Raw genomic sequence first — 17019 nt, forward strand, 5'->3', positions numbered from 1 at the left:
TCTTGGCGCGAGCCCGGAATCCATTTCACAGCGTGACTTGGGCCCGATGGATTCCGGGCTCGATGCTGCGCATCGCCCCGGAATGACGATGGGGAGAGTCCGTGGCCATATCAATACGGATCGTAGTAGTAGCGCGGTCCACCATAGTAGCCATAGCCTGGACCATAATAGCGCGGGCCGCCATAGTAATAATTGTCGTAGTATTCCTGGCGCCGGCTCTCGGCGATCGCGCCTCCGATCAAACCGGCCGCGGCGCCCATGAATGCAAGGCCCGCAGCGCTCGGCCCGCGCCGGTAATAGCGATGACGGCGCGCGGCGCTGAAATCGGTCGCGTCGGATGAGCCCTGCCCGGCCGTGGCGGCGGGCGGAGCCTTGGCCGGACCCTTGGCCGCTGCCGGCGATCCGGCAGCCGACGGCGAGACGGACGCGACGGCCAGAGCAAGACCGGCGAAGGCGGCCAGTACAGTGCTGCGGCCATTTCTCGATTTCACCGACCTGTCACTCATCTTCGCGTCCTCTGCTCTCGCCAAAAAGGCGATATGGAAACACGGTATAATGCGCAAGGCACTGCAATGGTTTCGTGATCGCGGCAATCTGACACGCTTTGACCGATAGGACCGCCTCTAGCTAGGCCCTGTAGCTCCAGTACCTCCGCACCGCATCGCCCGCGGCCTGGAGGTCAAAACGCTGGTCGGGCGCGAGTTGCTGCACGATCAAACTGAACATGTCGTTCAGGATCGAGCGCTTCTCGCCGAAATAGGAATGGCGCAGGCCGACCAGGCTGGTATCGACCAGCGAGGCATCGATGGTGTCGACGCCGTCGACGATCGTCAGCGCCTCGCCAGCCTCGCCCGCCCGGGGATAACCGTGCACGAATTTCGAGGCCAGCAGCGCCACGTCACGCGACGAGGCATAGAGGGTCACGCGCGAGGCACAGCCTTTGAACTTGGCCGCGAGCTGGACAAAGCGGTCGCGGTCGATGTCAGGCGCGGCAAGGACGATCTGCCCAAGCTTTGCGGCACCTGATGGCATCTGCCAGGACGTCACGCCTTCGAGCGTGTTGATCACGGCGCGGTTGCCCATGCTGTGAGCGATGACGTGAACCTTGGCGGCACCGATCTCGCCGAGCGCGAGCTGGAGAAACGCCTCGAAATGATCGCGCGACCAGTCGATCGTGCTCTCATCCACGGTATACTTCCTGGTGTCCGCCGCCGACGCCCAGCTGTATAGCAGCGTCCTGCCGGCGAATTTCAGATCCACGGCAAGCTGCCCGGCGCGCCGCGCCGCGTCTTCAAATGTGACGTTGTAACCATGTACGAAGATCAGGACGTCGTGCAAATCTGCCGCCGCAAGCGAATCCTTCAAGGTGGCGACGAAGGCGTCCCTGCCCAGCGCGCCCACCGACTTGAGGATGACGTGCTTTTCCGGATTGGCCGAGAATTCGAGGTGCCACCAGCTCGGACTGGTGAGCTCGCCGAGGTCGCGGCCATGCGTGGGCACGCTGACCTCGGCGATCCCGAATGACGGCGTCCCGCGCGCAGCGCCAAAATAGCGCGCCGGCGTGTCGTCGCCGCGGCCGCGGTCGGTGCCGTAGAACACGGGGATGGTGACGATTCCGGTCGCCTCATCCGTGGTCGGCTCGACGATATCAGGGACGACCAGCGGCGAGACCCGGCCGCGGCGGGTCACGGTCTCGGTGGCGGGCGCGGGCGCCGCCATGTCTTCCATCACATGCGCGACAAGCTCCGTAGCGGGCGCCTCTGCGAGCAGCCGCGCGAGCAGCAGGTCGAGCGACTGGCGAAGCCTGGCCGGATCCTCGCCCTTGCCGGCGCGACCGGCCAATTCCTGCAATTCGTCGGCGTAAGGAGGCCATTTGTCGGCCAGCAGATCCTTCAGCCGGGGCCCGAGTTCGAGCAAGGCAAGCAACAGGCGAAGCGTGTCCGACATCGCACGTCCCTCGTCGCTGGATGCGGCCGGGGGCCAGCCCCGCCGTCGGTCCCTAGCCTAGAGGTTGTGAACGATCTGGCAAGTCCGCCCGGCGTGCCGGCCTCGACTTGCCTGGGCGCGATCAGGACAATGCACCCAGCACGCCGCGCGTGGCCTTGTCGATCTCCTCGACATAGCGGCGGCGGGCGGTGGTCTCGGTCAGGAAGCCGACCACCTTGCGGCTGTCGGTGGAATCGACCACCGCCAGCATTTCGGCCTCGGCCTCGTCGAACACCGCCATGGCCGACTTCACGTTCATTTCCGGGATCAGCACGATCTCGGTCAGCCGCGCGAGCTCGATCACCTGGATGTCGTCGGCAATGGTGTCGAGGTCGCTGGAGAACAAATCGGGCAGCAGGACCAGGCCGACATATTCGTCGGCGTTGTTGACGACGACGACGCCCGGGCGCGATCCCAGCGGAAATTCGCTGCGGGTCGCGGCGATGGTGGTGCTCGAGGGCACCTTGGCGACGTCGGAGCGCATCAGACGCTCGACGGTGAGGTTGCGCAGCCAGCCGACGTCATTGGCGCTGCGGATGGTCTCGCCGCGCAGATGCAGGCGCCAGGTCGAGAAGGAGTGGCCGAACATGAAGCGGACGCAGATCGAGGTGACGATGCAGCCGGCCAGCACCACGGCGGTGACGTCGACATTGCGGGTCATCTCGAGCACGAGGAACGACATGGTCAAGGGACCGCCGACGATGGCAACGCCCAGCGTCGCCATGCCGGTCAGCATCGCCACCAGCGGATCGATCACGAAGTTCGGGCTGATCAGGAGCAGCACCGCAGAGAAGAACTTTCCGATCAGGCTGCCGACGAACAGCGAGGCGAAGAACAGACCGCCGCGGAAGCCCGAGGCCAGCGAGATCAGGCAGGCCGTCACCTTCAGCCCGATGATGATCGCGACCAGGCCGATCGTCATGTCGTGGAAGAGGTCGAGCACCATGGCGCCGTGGCCGGCCGCCAGCACCTGCGGCGTGACGAGGGCGAAGCTGCCGACGATGAGGCCGCCGAACACCGGGCGCAGCCAGACCGGCAGCCATTTGAACAGGCGCTCGAACATCGGCGAGGAGCGCATCACGGCAATGCCGACGCCGCTGGTGACGAGCGCGAGCCCGATCAGCGCCAGATATTGCTCGACGCCGACGGCGCTGACCTTCGGTATTTCGATGGAGTACGGCGCGCCGCCGAGCCATTGTGCGGTCAGCGCGCCGGCGAGCGAGGCCGCCAGGATCGGCGCGGCGCTGCCGACCGAATAGACGCCGACGATCAGCTCGCAGGCGTAGAACGCGCCGGTGATCGGCGCGCCGAAGGCCGCGGCGATCGCAGCGGCGGCGCCGCAGCCGACGATCAGGCGAAGATCGTTACGGCGGAGATTGAAGAATTTGCCGAACAGGGAGGCGATGCCCGAGCCGATCTGGGTGTAGCCGGCCTCGAGGCCGACAGAGGCGCCGCAGCCGTTCGAGATCAGCGTCTGGCTCGACACCACCACGCTGTCGCGCATCGACAGATTGCCGCCGCGCAGCGCGTTGGCCTCGATCGGGTCGACCGCGCTCGAGATCTTCAGCCGCCGCCGCCACCATTCCATGATGCCGAGGATGAGGCCGCCGAGCGCCGGCGCGATCATCGCCGCGAAGGGATTGATATAGGCGTTGGCGGAAAGGCGCACGTCGATCGGAATGCCGAAGATCACGACATGGGCGATCTGCGCGATCACGGCCATCAGGGTCACGATCGCGCCGGCCAGCGTGCCGATGACGAGCGCGAGCGGGATCAGGTAGAACTCGTTGCTGCGCAACAGCGCGCGCAGCCGGACCATCGTGCGGTTGGTCCCCTTGCCGTCGACGAAATATCTGATCCGCGCGAACACCGCTTGCGAGCCCTACCCTTCCGACAGGCCGTAGCCGGCCATGCGCTGACGGACCCGCTCGATCTCGGCGCTCGAGAGCAGCGGCGGTTTACCGATCTGGAGGCAGCCGTGATATTGCCGCGCCAGCGTCTCGACCTCGACGGCGAGCCACATCGCCTTGTCGAGCGTCTGGCCGATCGCGATCATGCCGTGATGGTCCAGCAGGCAGGCGAGCCGCCCCTCCAGCGCGCGCACGGCGTGCTTGGACAATTCCACCGTCCCGAAAGTGGCATAGGGCGCGCAGCGGATGCTGTCGCCGCCGGCCGCCGCGATCATGTAGTGCACCGGCGGGATCTCCATGCCCATGATCGCCAGGATGGTGCAATAGGTCGGATGGGCGTGCACGACGGCGTTGACCTCAGTGCGCGCCTTCAGGATGTCCAGATGGAAGCGCCACTCGCTTGACGGCTTCTGGCTAGGTGCATGCGAGCCGTCCATCGCCATGAAGACGATCTGGTCCGGCGTCATGGTGTCATAGGGCAGGCTGGTGGGCGTGATCAGGAGCCCCTCGCCATGCCGCACGCTGATATTGCCTGAGGTGCCCTGGTTGATGCCGAGCGCATTCATGCGGCGGCAGGCGTCGATGATGGCCTGTCTCTTTGCGAGTTCGTCCGCTGTCATCGACTTCGATTTCATCTCCGACCTTCTTGACGATGGGCGTCTTGTTAGACCCGAAGTACGTCAAAGCAATATGGCTGCGCAAGCGAAAGCGGAACTGTTCAGGCGCCAGATTGCCGACGCGCCCGCATGGGCGATGAATTTATTGTAAAATCAACAGATTAACAGTTCGTCGCGGACCCAGAAGTCAGTCTCAACACAGGTTGGCCCGGACAGCCGCAATGCCGTTGATCGCGACTTGCACCGAATAGGCCCGGCGGCATGCCGATCACCCGCGAGCGTACCGCATTTCCGGTGCGGCCGAGCGTGCGCGCGCAGCAGCGTCATGAAGGCGGACAGGGCGAAGTCGAGCATGGCTTGGCGTCACGGAAGGCCAGCCACAGCGGCTCGCGCAGGCCTTCGCGAGGAACATTTGCCTGTCCCGGCTCTTGATCGCGAGAGGATTGAGGAAGGACGAGCCTTCCCATGTCGCCTCATGAGGAGGACCTATGGCGAAGAAAGCAAAGAAACGTGCACCCGCGAAAAAGGCCGCATCGCGCCGCCCGCGTCGGGCGCCCAAGATGCTGAGCGACCTTTTCCTGGAAACGCTGAAAGACATCTATTACGCGGAGAACAAGATCATCAAGACGCTGCCGAAGATGGCCAAGGCCGCGCATTCGAAGGACCTTGCGGCCGCCTTCAACAAGCACCTGCGGGAGACGCAGGGCCAGGTCAAACGGCTGGAGCAGATCTTCGGGATGCTGGACAAGCCCGCGCGCGGCAAGCCGTGCGAGGCGATCAACGGCATCACCGACGAGGGCGCCGAGATCATGAAAGACTTCAAGAACGCCCCTGCCCTCGACGCCGGCCTGCTTGCCGCGGCGCAGGCCGTCGAGCACTACGAGATCTCCCGATACGGCACACTTCGCACCTGGGCCGAGGAGCTCGGCATGCCCGAGGCGGCAAGGCTGCTGCAGGATACGCTGGATGAGGAAGAGGCGACCGACCACACCCTGACCGAGCTCGCCACGTCGGTCATCAACCTCGAAGCGGAGGCCGAATACCGCGAAGCCGCCTGATCCCGACCACCCGCCCAATTGTAGCCTCCGGCGCCGCGGAACATCTTTCGCGGCGCCGACGCGCCTCAGCACAAGGGCTTGGCGCAAGGACCTGGCGCAAGGGCCTGCTCCCGTTCGAGAGGCAGGCATGCCGCCAACGCGCGATGCTGGAATTTGCGGGAACCATCACCATATCCCCGTTTTCCAACCGCAGCGCCTTCTTCCGAGTTTTGCCATGCAACCCAAGAATCCCTTCGACTGGATGCTGTCCGAGGCCCTCGACCAGCTGACCCGCGGCGAACGCATGCGGCAGCAGTTCGGCCGTCAGGACGCCTGCTGGGAGCCGCCGATCGACGTGCTCGAGACCGAGCATGAGCTTCTGATCCTGGTCGCGCTCCCCGGCGTCAATCCGGACAATGTCGAGACGGTCATCCATGACGGGGTCCTGGTCATTTCGGGTCAGCGCACGCTGCCGCCGGAACTTCGCAACGCCCGCATCCACCGGCTCGAGCTGCCGCAGGGACGCTTTGAGCGCCGCATTGCATTGCCCCTTGGCCGCTACGCCATCAGCCGCTTCGTGATGGACGGCTGCGTCGCGCTGCGCCTCGCCAAATCCTGAGGTCGATCATGGCCACCGAACAGATGAATACCGCACAGACCAATCCTGACGTGAAGATCCCGGACGACGCCCTGATCATCATCCCCGTGCGCGAGATGGTGCTGTTCCCCGGCGCCATCGCGCCAATCGCGATCGCCCGGCCGAAATCCGTCGCCGCCGCCCAGCAGGCGCTGCGCGAGCAGCGGCCGGTCGGCATCGTGCTGCAGCGCAGCCCCGAGATCGACGAGCCCGGCCCCGATGATGTCTACAAGGTCGCGACCATCGCCAACATCGTGCGCTACATCACCGCACCCGACGGCACACATCACATCGTCTGCCAGGGCGTGCAGCGCGCGCGTATCCTCGACTTCCTGCCGGGGACGCCGTTCCTGGCTGCGCGTTTCCAGCAGATCCCCGAGCCGACCACGACCTCACCCGAGATCGAGGCGCGGGCGCTGAACCTGCAGCGCCAGGCCATCGAGGCGATCGAGCTGCTGCCCCAGGCCCCGCCGGAGCTGGTCGCGATGTTCCAGGGCACCAGTGCGCCCGGCGCGCTGGCGGACCTGGCGACGTCGTTCATGGACATCAAGCCGCAGGACAAGCAGGAGGTGCTGGAGACCATCGACCTCTCCTTGCGCGTCGAGAAGGTGTCGAAGCACCTGGCCGAACGGCTGGAGGTGCTGCGCATCTCCAACGAAATCGGCCAGAAGACCCGCGCCTCGTTCGACGAGCGGCAGCGCGAGGCGATCCTGCGCGAGCAGATGGCGACGATTCAGCGGCAGCTGGGCGAAGGCGACGGCAAGGCCGCCGAAGTCGCCGAGCTGACGGCTGCGATTGCCAAGGCCCACATGCCGCCGGAGGCGGAGGCGCATGCCAGGAAGGAGCTGCGCCGCTACGAGCGCATGCCCGAGGCGGCCGGTGAAGCCGGCATGGTGCGCACCTACCTCGACTGGCTGATCGAGCTGCCCTGGGCGCTGCCCGCGGAGAAGCCGATCGACATCAAGGAGGCACGTCGCATCCTGGATGCGGATCACTATGGCCTGGAGAAGATCAAGAGCCGGATCATCGAATATCTGGCGGTGCGCAAGCTGGCGCCGCAGGGCAAGGCGCCGATCCTCTGCTTCGTCGGCCCGCCCGGCGTCGGCAAGACCTCGCTCGGCCAGTCCATCGCGCGTGCGATGGATCGCCCCTTCGTGCGCGTCAGCCTGGGCGGCGTGCATGACGAGGCCGAGATCCGCGGCCACCGGCGCACCTATATCGGCGCGTTGCCCGGCAACATCATCCAGGGCATCAAGAAGGCGGGCGCCCGCAACTGCGTCATGATGCTGGACGAGATCGACAAGATGGGCCGCGGCGTGCAGGGCGACCCCTCCGCCGCCATGCTGGAGGTGCTCGACCCCGAGCAGAACGGGACGTTCCGGGACAATTATCTGGGCGTGCCCTTCGACCTGTCGCGCGTCGTCTTCATCGCGACCGCCAACATGCTGGACCAGATTCCGGGTCCGCTGCTGGACCGCATGGAGCTGATCAGCCTCGCCGGTTACACCGAGGAAGAGAAGCTGGAGATCGCACGGCGCTATCTGGTGCGGCGCCAGCTCGAGGCCAATGGCCTCTCGCCCGAGCAGGCCGAGATCGAGCCGGAGGCCTTGAAGCTGATCGTCAAGGGTTACACGCGCGAGGCCGGCGTGCGTAACCTCGAGCGCGAGATCGGCAAGGTGTTCCGCCATGCCGCGGTGCAGATTGCCGAAGGCACGACTGCAAAGGTCGTGGTCACTGCAAAGGACATCGCGGCCATACTGGGCCAGCCGCGCTTCGAGGGTGAGATCGCACTGCGCACCAGCGTTCCGGGCGTCGCCACCGGCCTGGCCTGGACGCCTGTCGGCGGCGACATCCTGTTCATCGAGGCCACGCGGGTGCCCGGCAAGGGCGCGATGATCCTGACCGGCCAGCTCGGCGAAGTCATGCGCGAGAGCGTGCAGGCTGCGCTGACGCTGGTGAAGAGCAGAGCCAGCCAGCTCGGCATCGATCCTTCGGTGTTCGAGAAGAGCGACATCCACGTTCACGTGCCCGCGGGGGCAACCCCGAAGGACGGACCGAGCGCGGGAGTTGCGATGTTCACGGCCCTGACGTCGCTGCTCACCAATCGCACGGTGCGGAGCGACACGGCCATGACCGGCGAGATCTCGCTGCGCGGCCTGGTGCTGCCGGTCGGCGGCATCAAGGAGAAGGTGGTAGCTGCGGCCGCGGCCGGCTTGAAGCGGGTGATGCTGCCGGCGCGCAACAAGCGGGATTACGACGACATCCCGAAGAGCGCGCGGGACAATCTCGAATTCATCTGGCTGGAACGTGTCGACGAGGCCATCGCCGCCGCGCTCGAGCCGGCGGAAGTCGGCGCGAAGGTCGAAGCGGCGGAGTGAATGCGATGAAGAAACTGCTGGAAGACGCGAAGCGATCGCGGACAACGCAGAAGCTGAGCCAGCTGCTGGGTCGGGCCATCGACCGGGTGCGCGATGCGCTTGCCGGACTGGAGCCGCGGCTTCAGCCGATCCCGGTCCGGGTGAAGCGCCGCAAGGGTTGAGCCCTCCGTCTCAGGCCCTCGCGGCTGCCCCAAGTCAAAAGGCCCCCTTATCGAGGGGGCCTTTGCGTTATCAGGCCACGGCGTCCTTGGCCGCCTTGACCGGGCGGGCGCGGACGATCTTCCGGGCCGGCTTGGCCTTGAACATCATCTCTTCGCCCGTGAACGGGTTGGTGCCCTTGCGCGCCTTGGTCGCGGGCTTCTTGATGACCACGAACTTGGCGAAGCCCGGCACCAGGAACAGGCCGTTCTTCTTGAGCTCCTTGTGGCCGACGTCGGTCAGCGTCTCCATGACGCTCTTGACGTCGCGCTTGGAAAGCTCAGTGGCGGTCGCAATCTTTTCGATCAACTGCGATTTGGACATTTGGGCTGGCATCGTGTCTCCTCTGATTCGTTGCCGGTTGCATATTAGACCAACCGGCGAAGGCCTGTAGCCTTCTGCACAGTTTTGTCGCGGTTTTACGGGCTTTTTTGGCCCCCTGAGACAAAAAACCCTGCCATTTAGCGGCTTCCAGAGCGGATGGCGCCTCGCGCAGCGGTTTTTGCCTTGTTTCAAAGGCCCGCAAGCTGCCTTGCTAAAGCTGATTCGATGCTTTCGACAAGCGACGACCGGCCTCTTTGTGAGAGGAGAAGCGCGATTCACCCTGAAAAATAAGGCTTGATCGTCGCCCTGCGACGTTTTTCCCTGCTTTTTACGGGGCCGCGGCGTGCTAGACGCGCTCGATGATGATGGCCGGCGCCATGCCGCCGGCCGCGCACATGGTGACGAGACCGCGCTTGAGGTCGCGCCGTTCGAGTTCGTCGAGCACGGTGCCGATCAGAATCGATCCGGTCGCGCCGATGGGATGACCGAGCGCGATCGAGCCGCCATTGACATTGACCTTGGCGCGGTCGAGCTTGAGATCCCTGATATATTTTTCGGTCACCACCGCAAAGGCCTCGTTGATCTCGAACAGGTCGATGTCGTCGATGGTGAGCCCGGCCTTCGCCAGTACCTTCTTCGTCGCCGGCACCGGCGCGTTCAGCATCAAGGTCGGGGAGTCCCCCATATTGGCCATCGCCACCACGCGAGCGCGGACTTTAAGGCCGTGCGCTCTAGCGTAAGACGGCGATGCGAGCAGGATCGCGGCGGCGCCGTCAACGACGCCAGACGAGTTGCCGGCATGGTGCACGAAGTTGATGTCGAGATCAGGATATTTTTGCAGGATCAGGCCGCGATAGGTCGTGCCCTTGTCGTCCAGCGCATAGTCGGCGATCGCGGGGAACGCCGGCTTCAGGGCAGCCAGCCCTTCCATCGTCGTCCGCGGCCGCGGATATTCTTCATGGTCGAGCGCGAGGCTGCCGTCCTCGCGATGCACGGGCACGAGGCTCTTCTTGAAATGGTCGCCGGCAATCGCCTGCGCGGCGCGCTTCTGGCTTTCGAGGCCAAGCGCGTCGACGTCCTGCCGGGTGATGCCTTCCAGCGTCGCGATCGCATCGGCGCAGACGCCCTGATGCGACTGCGGATGTCTGGCGCGAAGCCGCAGATTGCCGGAGTCCATCATCATCGGACCGCCGCCGCGGCGCCCCTCCATCGACATCATCTCGCAGCCGCCGGCGATGACGAGATCTTCCGCGCCCGCCATGATCGAGTTCGCCGCCATGTTGACGCTGGTGATGCCGGAACCGCAGAAGCGATCCAGCGTCACGGCGCTGGCCCGCACGTCATAACCGGCATCCAGCGCCGACATGCGGCCGAGATCGCCGCTTTGCGTTGCCACCTGCGCGCTGCAGCCCCAGACGATGTCGTCGACATCGGCGGTGTTGATCCCGGTGCGATCGGCCAGCGCGCGCAGCACGGTGGCACCTAATTGCTGCGGATGAATGCCGGAGAGAGCTCCCTTGCCGGCCTTGCCGACGCCGCGCGGGGTCCGGCAGGCATCGATGATCAGCGCGTCGGTCATGGACGTTGTCCTCTTGTTATGCGTGTTGAGGACGGTTTTGAATCAGGGGGAGAGGGGAGTCAATGAGAGGCGGCTATGTCCCCTCGCCGGCATTCCGCAGCGCGGTTAATGCACAAAGGTCTCCGCACGTCATGGCCGGGCTTGTCCCGGCCATCCACGCCCTGCAACGCGGCACAAAGAACGTGAATGCCCGGGACAAGCCCGGGCATGACGACCTTCTGCATGAATGATGAGATCACACCCCCGCCGCGTTCCTCGCGATCACGTTGCGGTAGAAGCTCGCGCTGAGTTTTGGCGTTCGCACCTGGGTGTCGAAATTGACGTGGTAGAGTCCGAAGCGCTTGTTAAGGCCGAACACCCATTCGAAATTGTCGAGCAGGCTCCAGAGGAAATAACCACGCACCGGCACGCCTTCCGCGGTGGCACGCTGAAGCTGGGCCAGATAGTTGCGCAAGTACATGATGCGGTCGGTGTCGTAGATCTTGCCGTCGGGCGTGACCTGATCCTCGCCGGAGGCACCGTTCTCGGTGATATAGATCGCATCGGTCTTCCAGATCTTTGCCGCGAGCTTCGGCACCCAATAGATCGTCTCGGGGCCGACGCGCAGCCAATCCGAATTCATGTGCGGAAAGGATTTCGGGATCGGCAGCGGCATGAAGCCCGCGCCCTGATCGGAGGCGACGATATAGTGCTGCGGCGCGTAGATGTTGAGGCCGAGGAAGTCGACCGGTGAGCCGATGACCTTCAACTCCGCGTCGGTGTATTTCGGCGCATCGGCGCCTGCATATTTCAGGAACGCGTCGGTGTAACGGCCCGTCATGATGACGTTGAGATAGCCGGCGTTCAGCTCGCGCAGCGCGATCTCGGTGGCGCGGACGTTCTCGGGCGTGTCGATCGCGGGAATGCAGGCATCGATGTTCTCGGCAGGTCCGACGCGCGTGCCGCGGCGGCCATGGGCGCGCACCGCCTGCACGGCGAGACCATGCGCGAGTGCGCTGTTGTGCCTGATCTGGTTCACGTCGGCCTGCGGCAGCGTCAGGCCGGGCGCATCGATGCCGATGCCGTAGCCGAAATAGACGAAGCGGCCGCTCTCGTTCAGCGTGAACACATTCCTGACGCGATCGGTCAGATGCTCGGCGACATAGGCCGAATAGTCGCCGAAGATCTTGCAGGTCTCGGTCGACCGCCAGCCGCCAAAGCGATCCTGCAATGATTGCGGCAGGTCCCAGTGATAAAGCGTCAGCCACGGCTCGATGCCGTTCTTCAGGAGCTCGTCGATCAGGCGATTGTAGAAGTCGAGTCCCCCAGGGTTCGGCTTGCCGTCGCCATCGGGGAACACCCGCGGCCAGGCCACCGAGAAGCGATAGGCTTTGCAGCCGAGCTCCTTGATCAGTGCAATGTCGTCCTTGTAACGATGATAATGCTCAACCGCGCGATCGCCATTGGTGCCATCCTCGATCTTGCCGGGGATGCGGACGAACTTGTCCCAGATCGAGACCCCTCGCCCGTCCTCCGCGACCGCCCCCTCGACCTGATAGGACGAGGTCGCCGTACCCCAGAGGAAGCCCGGCGGAAAACTGCTCCCGCTGCGCGGCGCCGCTGCCGGCTTGGCCTCGACCATTGCAAGGGGGCTTGCGATTCCTGCTGCGGAGAGTCCCGCGACTTTCGCGAACTGGCGACGCGAGACCTTATCCCACATTGATGCTGCCCCGAAAAGATTGATGCGGCGGCACCATGACGGGGCGCAGACGGTTTGAGAAGTGCCGGCGCCGAGATTTGTGGATGCGGAATTGCGCTGTCCCGACGCGCGATATCGAAGCAGGCGCGATGGCTTCCGCGCTCAGCGCGAGCGCCTCGGCAGCTTTGGCAGCTTGGCGGGATTGAACGCCGGGACCTCCTCGGTCCGTTCGGGCTCGGCCGGCTGTTCCGCCAGAATCAGCGTTCCCGAGAGGACGACTCCCCTCGCCTGCGCGGCCGTCGCCGTGTAGGTCGCGATCTTGCCGGGGCACGTGCCCTCGATGTGCAGCGTAAGTTCATCATAGACGCCGAACACCGTGTCACGTCCTTCGGTGTGACGCTTCGTCGACACGGTCGCGGTGAAACGGTCGCCATCGATTTCCAGGGAGCCGTGATACGTCATCAGGCTGTCGCGGCCCCAGATCTGGCCATCGGCGACATGGACAATGCCGGTGCCCTGGTCGAATGGCGTCTTGTACCACGCCGCGTAGGTCCCGTCCCTCAGCATGGGCCGTCTCCCCTGGTCTCGCTACGCCAATTCATCCGCACGATCAGCGCTAAAGCCCGGTTAATGAGCCGGCCCGTACGAATCCGGTCCCTCTGGCCTCAAGTTCCCTGTACATGTTCAGGAGGATGAACGCCGGAGAGGCGAACTTCGAGGGGACTTCGCGCGAACAACACCTGCTGTTGCACGCTCGACGTGCTTTTGCTACGGTTGAGGTACGCGCCTCATTTCACCTCATGGGCCGACCGGTGACCCCGCCCTTGCCGCAAAGTAGCGGATCGGCGGCCGACCTGTGCGTCCAGTGAGGAGGATGAGGCATGTGCCCGGTTCGGGCTGAAGCAGAGTTGGCCTTCATGAAGGGCCGACCGCCAAAGGGGAGGATGGTAATGAAGCGTCTCTTGCTCGCAGGTGTATCTGTCGCGTTCGCGATGTCTCTGGGCCTCGGCTCGGTCGATGCGGCCGACAAGAAGGTTCTGGCCTTCGTCGTCAACGGCGCGTCCGACTTCTGGAAGATCGCGGAAGCCGGCGTGAAGAAGGCTCAGGGCGAGCTGCCCAACTACAATCTTCAGCTCAAATATCCGGAACAGGCCGCCGCGGCCGTCCAGCAGCGCATGATGGACGACCTCGTCGCCGCCGGTGCCGCCGGCATCATGGTCAGCGCGGTCGATCCGAAGAACCAGGTCGAGCATCTCAACAAGATCGCTTCGCAGACGCTGCTGTTCACCACCGACAGCGACGCGCCGAACTCGAAGCGCATCGCCTATATCGGCTCGTCCAACGTCGACCTCGGCAAGGACGCCGGCAAGCTGATGCTGAAGGCGCTGCCGAACGGCGGCAAGTGCGTCGGCTTCGTCGGCCTGCCCGGCGCCGACAACGCCCGCGAGCGCATCGAGGGCGTCAAGGAGACCATCAAGGGCTCCAAGGTCGAGCTGGTCGACGTTCGCGGCGACGAGATCGATCAGACCCGCGCCAAGCGCAACGTCGAGGACATCCTCGCCGCCATGCCCGACGTGAGCTGCCTGGTCGGCTTCTACTCCTACAACACGCCGCGCATTTATGAAGTGCTGAAGGAGGCCGGCAAGCTCGGCAAGATCCAGATCATCGGCTTCGACGAGGATCCGATCACGCTGGGCGGCGTCAAGGAAGGCGCCATCGCCGGCACCGTCGTGCAGCAGCCGTTCGAGTGGGGCTACCAAGGCATGAAGCTGATGGCGAAGTACATCGAGGGCGACAAGTCCGGCGTACCCGCGGGCGGCATCATCATCGTGCCCGGCAAGGTCATCGACAAGAGCAATGTCGACGACTTCATGGCCTCGATGAAGGCGATGCTCAAGAAGTAGGAGACGCGCGGGCGTTGCCCGCAGCCTTCAATGACTGAGCCGTTTCTCGAACTCGTCGACATCAGCAAGAGCTATCCCGGCGTGGTCGCACTCGACCACGTCGGCCTTGCCGTGTCGCCGGGCGAGGTGATCGCGCTGATCGGCGAGAACGGCGCCGGCAAGTCGACCTTGATGAAGGTGCTCGGCGGCGTGGTCGAGCCGAGTGGCGGCCGCATCCGCGTCGACGGCGTCGAGCGCAGCGCGCTGACGGTGGCCGAGGCGATCGCCGCGGGCATCGCCTTCGTCCATCAGGAGCTCAACCTGTTCGACAATCTCGACGTAGCCGGCAACGTCTTCATCGGCCGCGAGCCCGTGCATGGCGGGCCGCTGCGGCTGATCGACCGCAAGGCGCTCTACGCCAGGACGCAGCCGCTGCTCGACCGCCTCGGGGCCGATTTCGCGCCGGACGCGCCGCTCGCCGAGCTGTCGCTGGCCCAGCGCCAGCTCGTCGAGATCATGAAGGCGCTGTCGCTCGATGCGCGCCTTGTGATCATGGACGAGCCGACATCGAGCCTGACCCTTTCCGAGACCGACCGCCTGATGCGGGTCATCGCGGCCCTGAAGGCCCACGGCGTCAGCATCATCTTCATCACCCATCGCCTCAACGAGGTGATGCAATGCGCCGACCGCGCGGTGGTGTTGCGCGACGGACGCATGGTCGGCGCGCTGACCCGCGCCGAGCTTTCGCCGGCCGCGATGATCCGCCTGATGATCGGGCGCGACCTCAAATCGCTCTATGTGCCGCCGGCCGCCCCGCCCGGCGAAGCCGTGCTCGACATCGTCGAGGCCGTGACCGACACCTATCCGGAGCGCACGGTGAGCCTTTCGGTTCGCCGCGGCGAGATTTTGGGGCTGGCCGGCCTCGTCGGCTCCGGCCGGACCGAGCTGGCGCGCGCTATTTTCGGCGTCGATCCGCTCCGGGGCGGCGCGATCAAGCTGAACGGCGAAGCCATCCGCGTGACCAACCCGCGCGCGGCGATCGACCATGGCATCTACCTGATCCCGGAGGACCGCAAGGGCTGCGGGCTGCTGCTCGACGTGTCGATCGCCGAGAACATTTCGCTGCCGGATCTGGCGTCCTATCTGCGCTTCCTCCTGGTGAACACCGCGCAGGAGACCAGGAACGCGCGGATCCAGCGCGAGCAGCTCAAGATCCGCGCGCCTGATGTTGCAACCAGTGTCGGCTCGCTGTCCGGCGGCAATCAGCAGAAGGTCGTGCTGGCCAAATGGCTGTCGATGCGGCCCAAGGTGCTGATCTTCGACGAGCCGACGCGCGGCGTCGACGTGGGTGCCAAGCAGGAGATCTACGAGATGCTGCGCCGGCTGACCGACGCCGGCGTCGCGATCCTGATGATTTCGAGCGACATGGAAGAGGTGATCGGGGTCAGCGACCGGATCGCCGTCATGCACGAGGGCGCGATCTCGGGGTTCCTTGATCGCAGCCAGTTCAGCGAGCACAACGTGCTTCAATTGGCCGTCGGCCACGCGGTTTGAGATGAGGGTGCCTTGAACAAGAAAGATCTGAGCCTGCTGGTCCTGATCCTCGTCGTCGGCGCGGTGGTGGCCTTCATCAATCCGCGTTTCCTCTATGTCGGCAATCTCTCCAACACGCTGAACCAGGTCGGGATGTTCGGCATCTTCTCGATCGCGGAGGCCTTCGTCATCATCATCGGCGGAATCGAGCTCTCGGTCGGATCGGTGATCGCCCTGCTCGGCGTGCTCTTCATCGACCTCATCGTCAATCACGACGTCAACTGGATGCTCGCCTTTGCCGCGATCATCGCGAGCGGCCTCGTGATCGGCCTCGTGCACGGCGCGCTGGTGACGCGGATGCATATCCAGCCGTTCGTGGTGACGCTGTGCGGGCTTCTGATCTATCGCGGCGCGGCGCGCTATTACACCGAGGACGCGACCGCCGGCTTCGGCTTCGGCGCCAGCTTCCCGACGCTGGAATGGCTGACCGCGGGCCGCACCAATGTGCTGGGCTTTCCCGTCCCGCACAGCATCGTGGCGCTGATTGTCGTTGCTGTCGTTGCATGGGTGCTGCTGCACCGCTCGGTGTTCGGCCGCTATCTCTACGCCGTCGGCAAGAACGAGGAGGCCGCGCGCTATTCGGGCATCCGCTCCGAGCGCGTGATGGTTTCGGCCTATGTCATCTGCGGCGGGTTGACCGCGTTTGCCGCGATCCTGTTCGCGATGTACACCCGCTCGATCTCGCCGGCCGTGCACGGCTCGTTCTACGAGCTCTATGCCATCGCCGCGGCCGTGCTCGGCGGCTGCTCCTTGCGCGGCGGCGAAGGCTCGATCGTCGGCGTCGTGCTCGGCACCGTGCTGCTGCAGGTGCTGCAGAACCTGGTCAATCTCCTGGGCATCCCGAGCTCGCTGAATTTCGCCGTGATGGGCGCAGTGATCCTGATCGGCGTGCTCGCCGACCAGTATCTCGTCCAGCGTCGGCAGCGCGTGAGCGCGGCCAAGGGCCGGACCCAGGCAAGCCTCACGGCTGCCCCGCTCGAGGGGTGACGGCGGGAGGAAAGCCGAAAACAACCCCATGCACAGTAGCCGGCGATAACGAAATCAATGGCCTAATGCGCAATGCGATCGGGATGACCAATCATCGCGCATGAGCTCGTCGTTCGCGCACAGTATTTCCGAAAAACAGAATAACGCTTGTCCCGTCGGGCAACGGGCCTGATGGGTCGGGCCCCTCCCTCCGCTGGTCGCTATCGTTATCC

15 protein-coding genes are annotated in these 17019 nt (G+C 64.9%); 7 read left to right on the forward strand and 8 right to left on the reverse strand.

The window, feature by feature from the left end; genetic code table 11:
- Positions 1–110 precede the first annotated feature (110 nt).
- From XH98_RS00875 to XH98_RS00890, 4 genes are all read right to left on the reverse strand, one after another.
- On the reverse strand, positions 111–506 hold the full coding sequence (locus XH98_RS00875; RefSeq protein WP_271617495.1) for a hypothetical protein: 396 nt from the start codon (positions 504–506) through the stop codon (positions 111–113).
- A gap of 121 nt (positions 507–627) precedes the next feature.
- Entirely contained in the window at positions 628–1947 is a 1320-nt protein-coding gene (locus tag XH98_RS00880) for an alpha/beta hydrolase (protein WP_271617496.1), read from the reverse strand.
- A 121-nt stretch (positions 1948–2068) separates the two neighbouring features.
- On the reverse strand, positions 2069–3856 hold the full coding sequence (locus tag XH98_RS00885; protein WP_271601435.1) for a chloride channel protein: 1788 nt from the start codon (positions 3854–3856) through the stop codon (positions 2069–2071).
- 12 nt (positions 3857–3868) lie between these two features.
- Positions 3869–4516, reverse strand: a complete 648-nt coding sequence (locus tag XH98_RS00890; RefSeq protein ID WP_057751379.1) for an L-fuculose-phosphate aldolase — start codon at positions 4514–4516, stop codon at positions 3869–3871.
- A 485-nt stretch (positions 4517–5001) separates the two neighbouring features.
- Between XH98_RS00890 and XH98_RS00895 the strand changes: the two genes are divergently transcribed.
- The 4 genes from XH98_RS00895 to XH98_RS00910 all read left to right on the forward strand — a co-directional run bounded on the left by XH98_RS00895 (position 5002) and on the right by XH98_RS00910 (position 8726).
- Positions 5002–5571 carry a YciE/YciF ferroxidase family protein gene (locus tag XH98_RS00895; protein ID WP_271617497.1) on the forward strand — a complete coding sequence of 190 codons (570 nt, stop codon included), beginning with the start codon at positions 5002–5004 and terminating at the stop codon, positions 5569–5571.
- Positions 5572–5785: 214 nt separating this feature from the next.
- A complete protein-coding gene (locus XH98_RS00900; RefSeq protein ID WP_057751381.1) occupies positions 5786–6169 on the forward strand; it encodes an Hsp20/alpha crystallin family protein in 384 nt (127 codons plus the stop codon).
- A gap of 8 nt (positions 6170–6177) precedes the next feature.
- Positions 6178–8565, forward strand: a complete 2388-nt coding sequence (gene lon, locus XH98_RS00905; RefSeq protein WP_271617498.1) for an endopeptidase La — start codon at positions 6178–6180, stop codon at positions 8563–8565.
- A gap of 5 nt (positions 8566–8570) precedes the next feature.
- Positions 8571–8726: a hypothetical protein gene (locus tag XH98_RS00910; protein ID WP_271617499.1), complete on the forward strand. Its 156-nt coding sequence runs from the start codon at positions 8571–8573 to the stop codon at positions 8724–8726.
- 70 nt (positions 8727–8796) lie between these two features.
- Here the strand turns inward: XH98_RS00910 and XH98_RS00915 are convergent, their stop codons facing one another.
- The 4 genes from XH98_RS00915 to XH98_RS00930 form a co-directional block, all read right to left on the reverse strand.
- Positions 8797–9099 (reverse strand): HU family DNA-binding protein, encoded by a 303-nt coding sequence (locus XH98_RS00915; RefSeq protein ID WP_008139488.1) that lies wholly within the window; start codon positions 9097–9099, stop codon positions 8797–8799.
- 334 nt (positions 9100–9433) lie between these two features.
- Positions 9434–10666 carry an acetyl-CoA C-acetyltransferase gene (locus XH98_RS00920; protein WP_271617500.1) on the reverse strand — a complete coding sequence of 411 codons (1233 nt, stop codon included), beginning with the start codon at positions 10664–10666 and terminating at the stop codon, positions 9434–9436.
- Positions 10667–10901: 235 nt separating this feature from the next.
- The gene (locus XH98_RS00925; protein WP_271617501.1) at positions 10902–12365 is read right to left on the reverse strand and encodes a GH1 family beta-glucosidase; all 1464 of its coding nucleotides are present in this window, start codon (positions 12363–12365) and stop codon (positions 10902–10904) included.
- A gap of 141 nt (positions 12366–12506) precedes the next feature.
- The gene (locus tag XH98_RS00930; RefSeq protein WP_271617502.1) at positions 12507–12911 is read right to left on the reverse strand and encodes a hypothetical protein; all 405 of its coding nucleotides are present in this window, start codon (positions 12909–12911) and stop codon (positions 12507–12509) included.
- Between the two features lie 383 nt (positions 12912–13294).
- On the opposite strand from XH98_RS00930, the gene XH98_RS00935 reads away from it, so the two are divergent.
- From XH98_RS00935 to XH98_RS00945, 3 genes are read left to right on the forward strand one after another with little or no spacing between them, the layout of a single operon-like run.
- Positions 13295–14248: a sugar-binding protein gene (locus tag XH98_RS00935; protein ID WP_057750794.1), complete on the forward strand. Its 954-nt coding sequence runs from the start codon at positions 13295–13297 to the stop codon at positions 14246–14248.
- Positions 14249–14278: 30 nt separating this feature from the next.
- Complete coding sequence (locus XH98_RS00940; RefSeq protein WP_271617503.1) at positions 14279–15781, forward strand: sugar ABC transporter ATP-binding protein; 1503 nt, start codon at positions 14279–14281, stop codon at positions 15779–15781.
- 12 nt (positions 15782–15793) lie between these two features.
- A complete protein-coding gene (locus XH98_RS00945) occupies positions 15794–16807 on the forward strand; it encodes an ABC transporter permease (RefSeq protein ID WP_271617504.1) in 1014 nt (337 codons plus the stop codon).
- The last annotated feature ends 212 nt before the right edge of the window (positions 16808–17019 follow it).

Origin of the sequence: Bradyrhizobium sp. CCBAU 51745 (genome assembly GCF_028128715.1) — a bacterium.
In the GTDB taxonomy this organism is placed as follows: domain Bacteria; phylum Pseudomonadota; class Alphaproteobacteria; order Rhizobiales; family Xanthobacteraceae; genus Bradyrhizobium; species Bradyrhizobium manausense.

What these genes read in the sequence shown, in the direction of transcription:
- XH98_RS00880 (WP_271617496.1), bottom strand. Translation starts at nt 1,947, where the DNA reads ATGTCGGACACGCTTCGCCTGTTGCTTGCCTTGCTCGAACTCGGGCCC.
- XH98_RS00895 (WP_271617497.1), top strand. Translation starts at nt 5,002, where the DNA reads ATGGCGAAGAAAGCAAAGAAACGTGCACCCGCGAAAAAGGCCGCATCG.
- XH98_RS00935 (WP_057750794.1), top strand. Translation starts at nt 13,295, where the DNA reads ATGAAGCGTCTCTTGCTCGCAGGTGTATCTGTCGCGTTCGCGATGTCT.
- XH98_RS00940 (WP_271617503.1), top strand. Translation starts at nt 14,279, where the DNA reads ATGACTGAGCCGTTTCTCGAACTCGTCGACATCAGCAAGAGCTATCCC.
- XH98_RS00900 (WP_057751381.1), top strand. Translation starts at nt 5,786, where the DNA reads ATGCAACCCAAGAATCCCTTCGACTGGATGCTGTCCGAGGCCCTCGAC.
- XH98_RS00910 (WP_271617499.1), top strand. Translation starts at nt 8,571, where the DNA reads ATGAAGAAACTGCTGGAAGACGCGAAGCGATCGCGGACAACGCAGAAG.
- XH98_RS00915 (WP_008139488.1), bottom strand. Translation starts at nt 9,099, where the DNA reads ATGCCAGCCCAAATGTCCAAATCGCAGTTGATCGAAAAGATTGCGACC.
- XH98_RS00920 (WP_271617500.1), bottom strand. Translation starts at nt 10,666, where the DNA reads ATGACCGACGCGCTGATCATCGATGCCTGCCGGACCCCGCGCGGCGTC.
- XH98_RS00925 (WP_271617501.1), bottom strand. Translation starts at nt 12,365, where the DNA reads ATGTGGGATAAGGTCTCGCGTCGCCAGTTCGCGAAAGTCGCGGGACTC.
- XH98_RS00930 (WP_271617502.1), bottom strand. Translation starts at nt 12,911, where the DNA reads ATGCTGAGGGACGGGACCTACGCGGCGTGGTACAAGACGCCATTCGAC.
- XH98_RS00875 (WP_271617495.1), bottom strand. Translation starts at nt 506, where the DNA reads ATGAGTGACAGGTCGGTGAAATCGAGAAATGGCCGCAGCACTGTACTG.
- XH98_RS00890 (WP_057751379.1), bottom strand. Translation starts at nt 4,516, where the DNA reads ATGACAGCGGACGAACTCGCAAAGAGACAGGCCATCATCGACGCCTGC.
- lon (WP_271617498.1), top strand. Translation starts at nt 6,178, where the DNA reads ATGGCCACCGAACAGATGAATACCGCACAGACCAATCCTGACGTGAAG.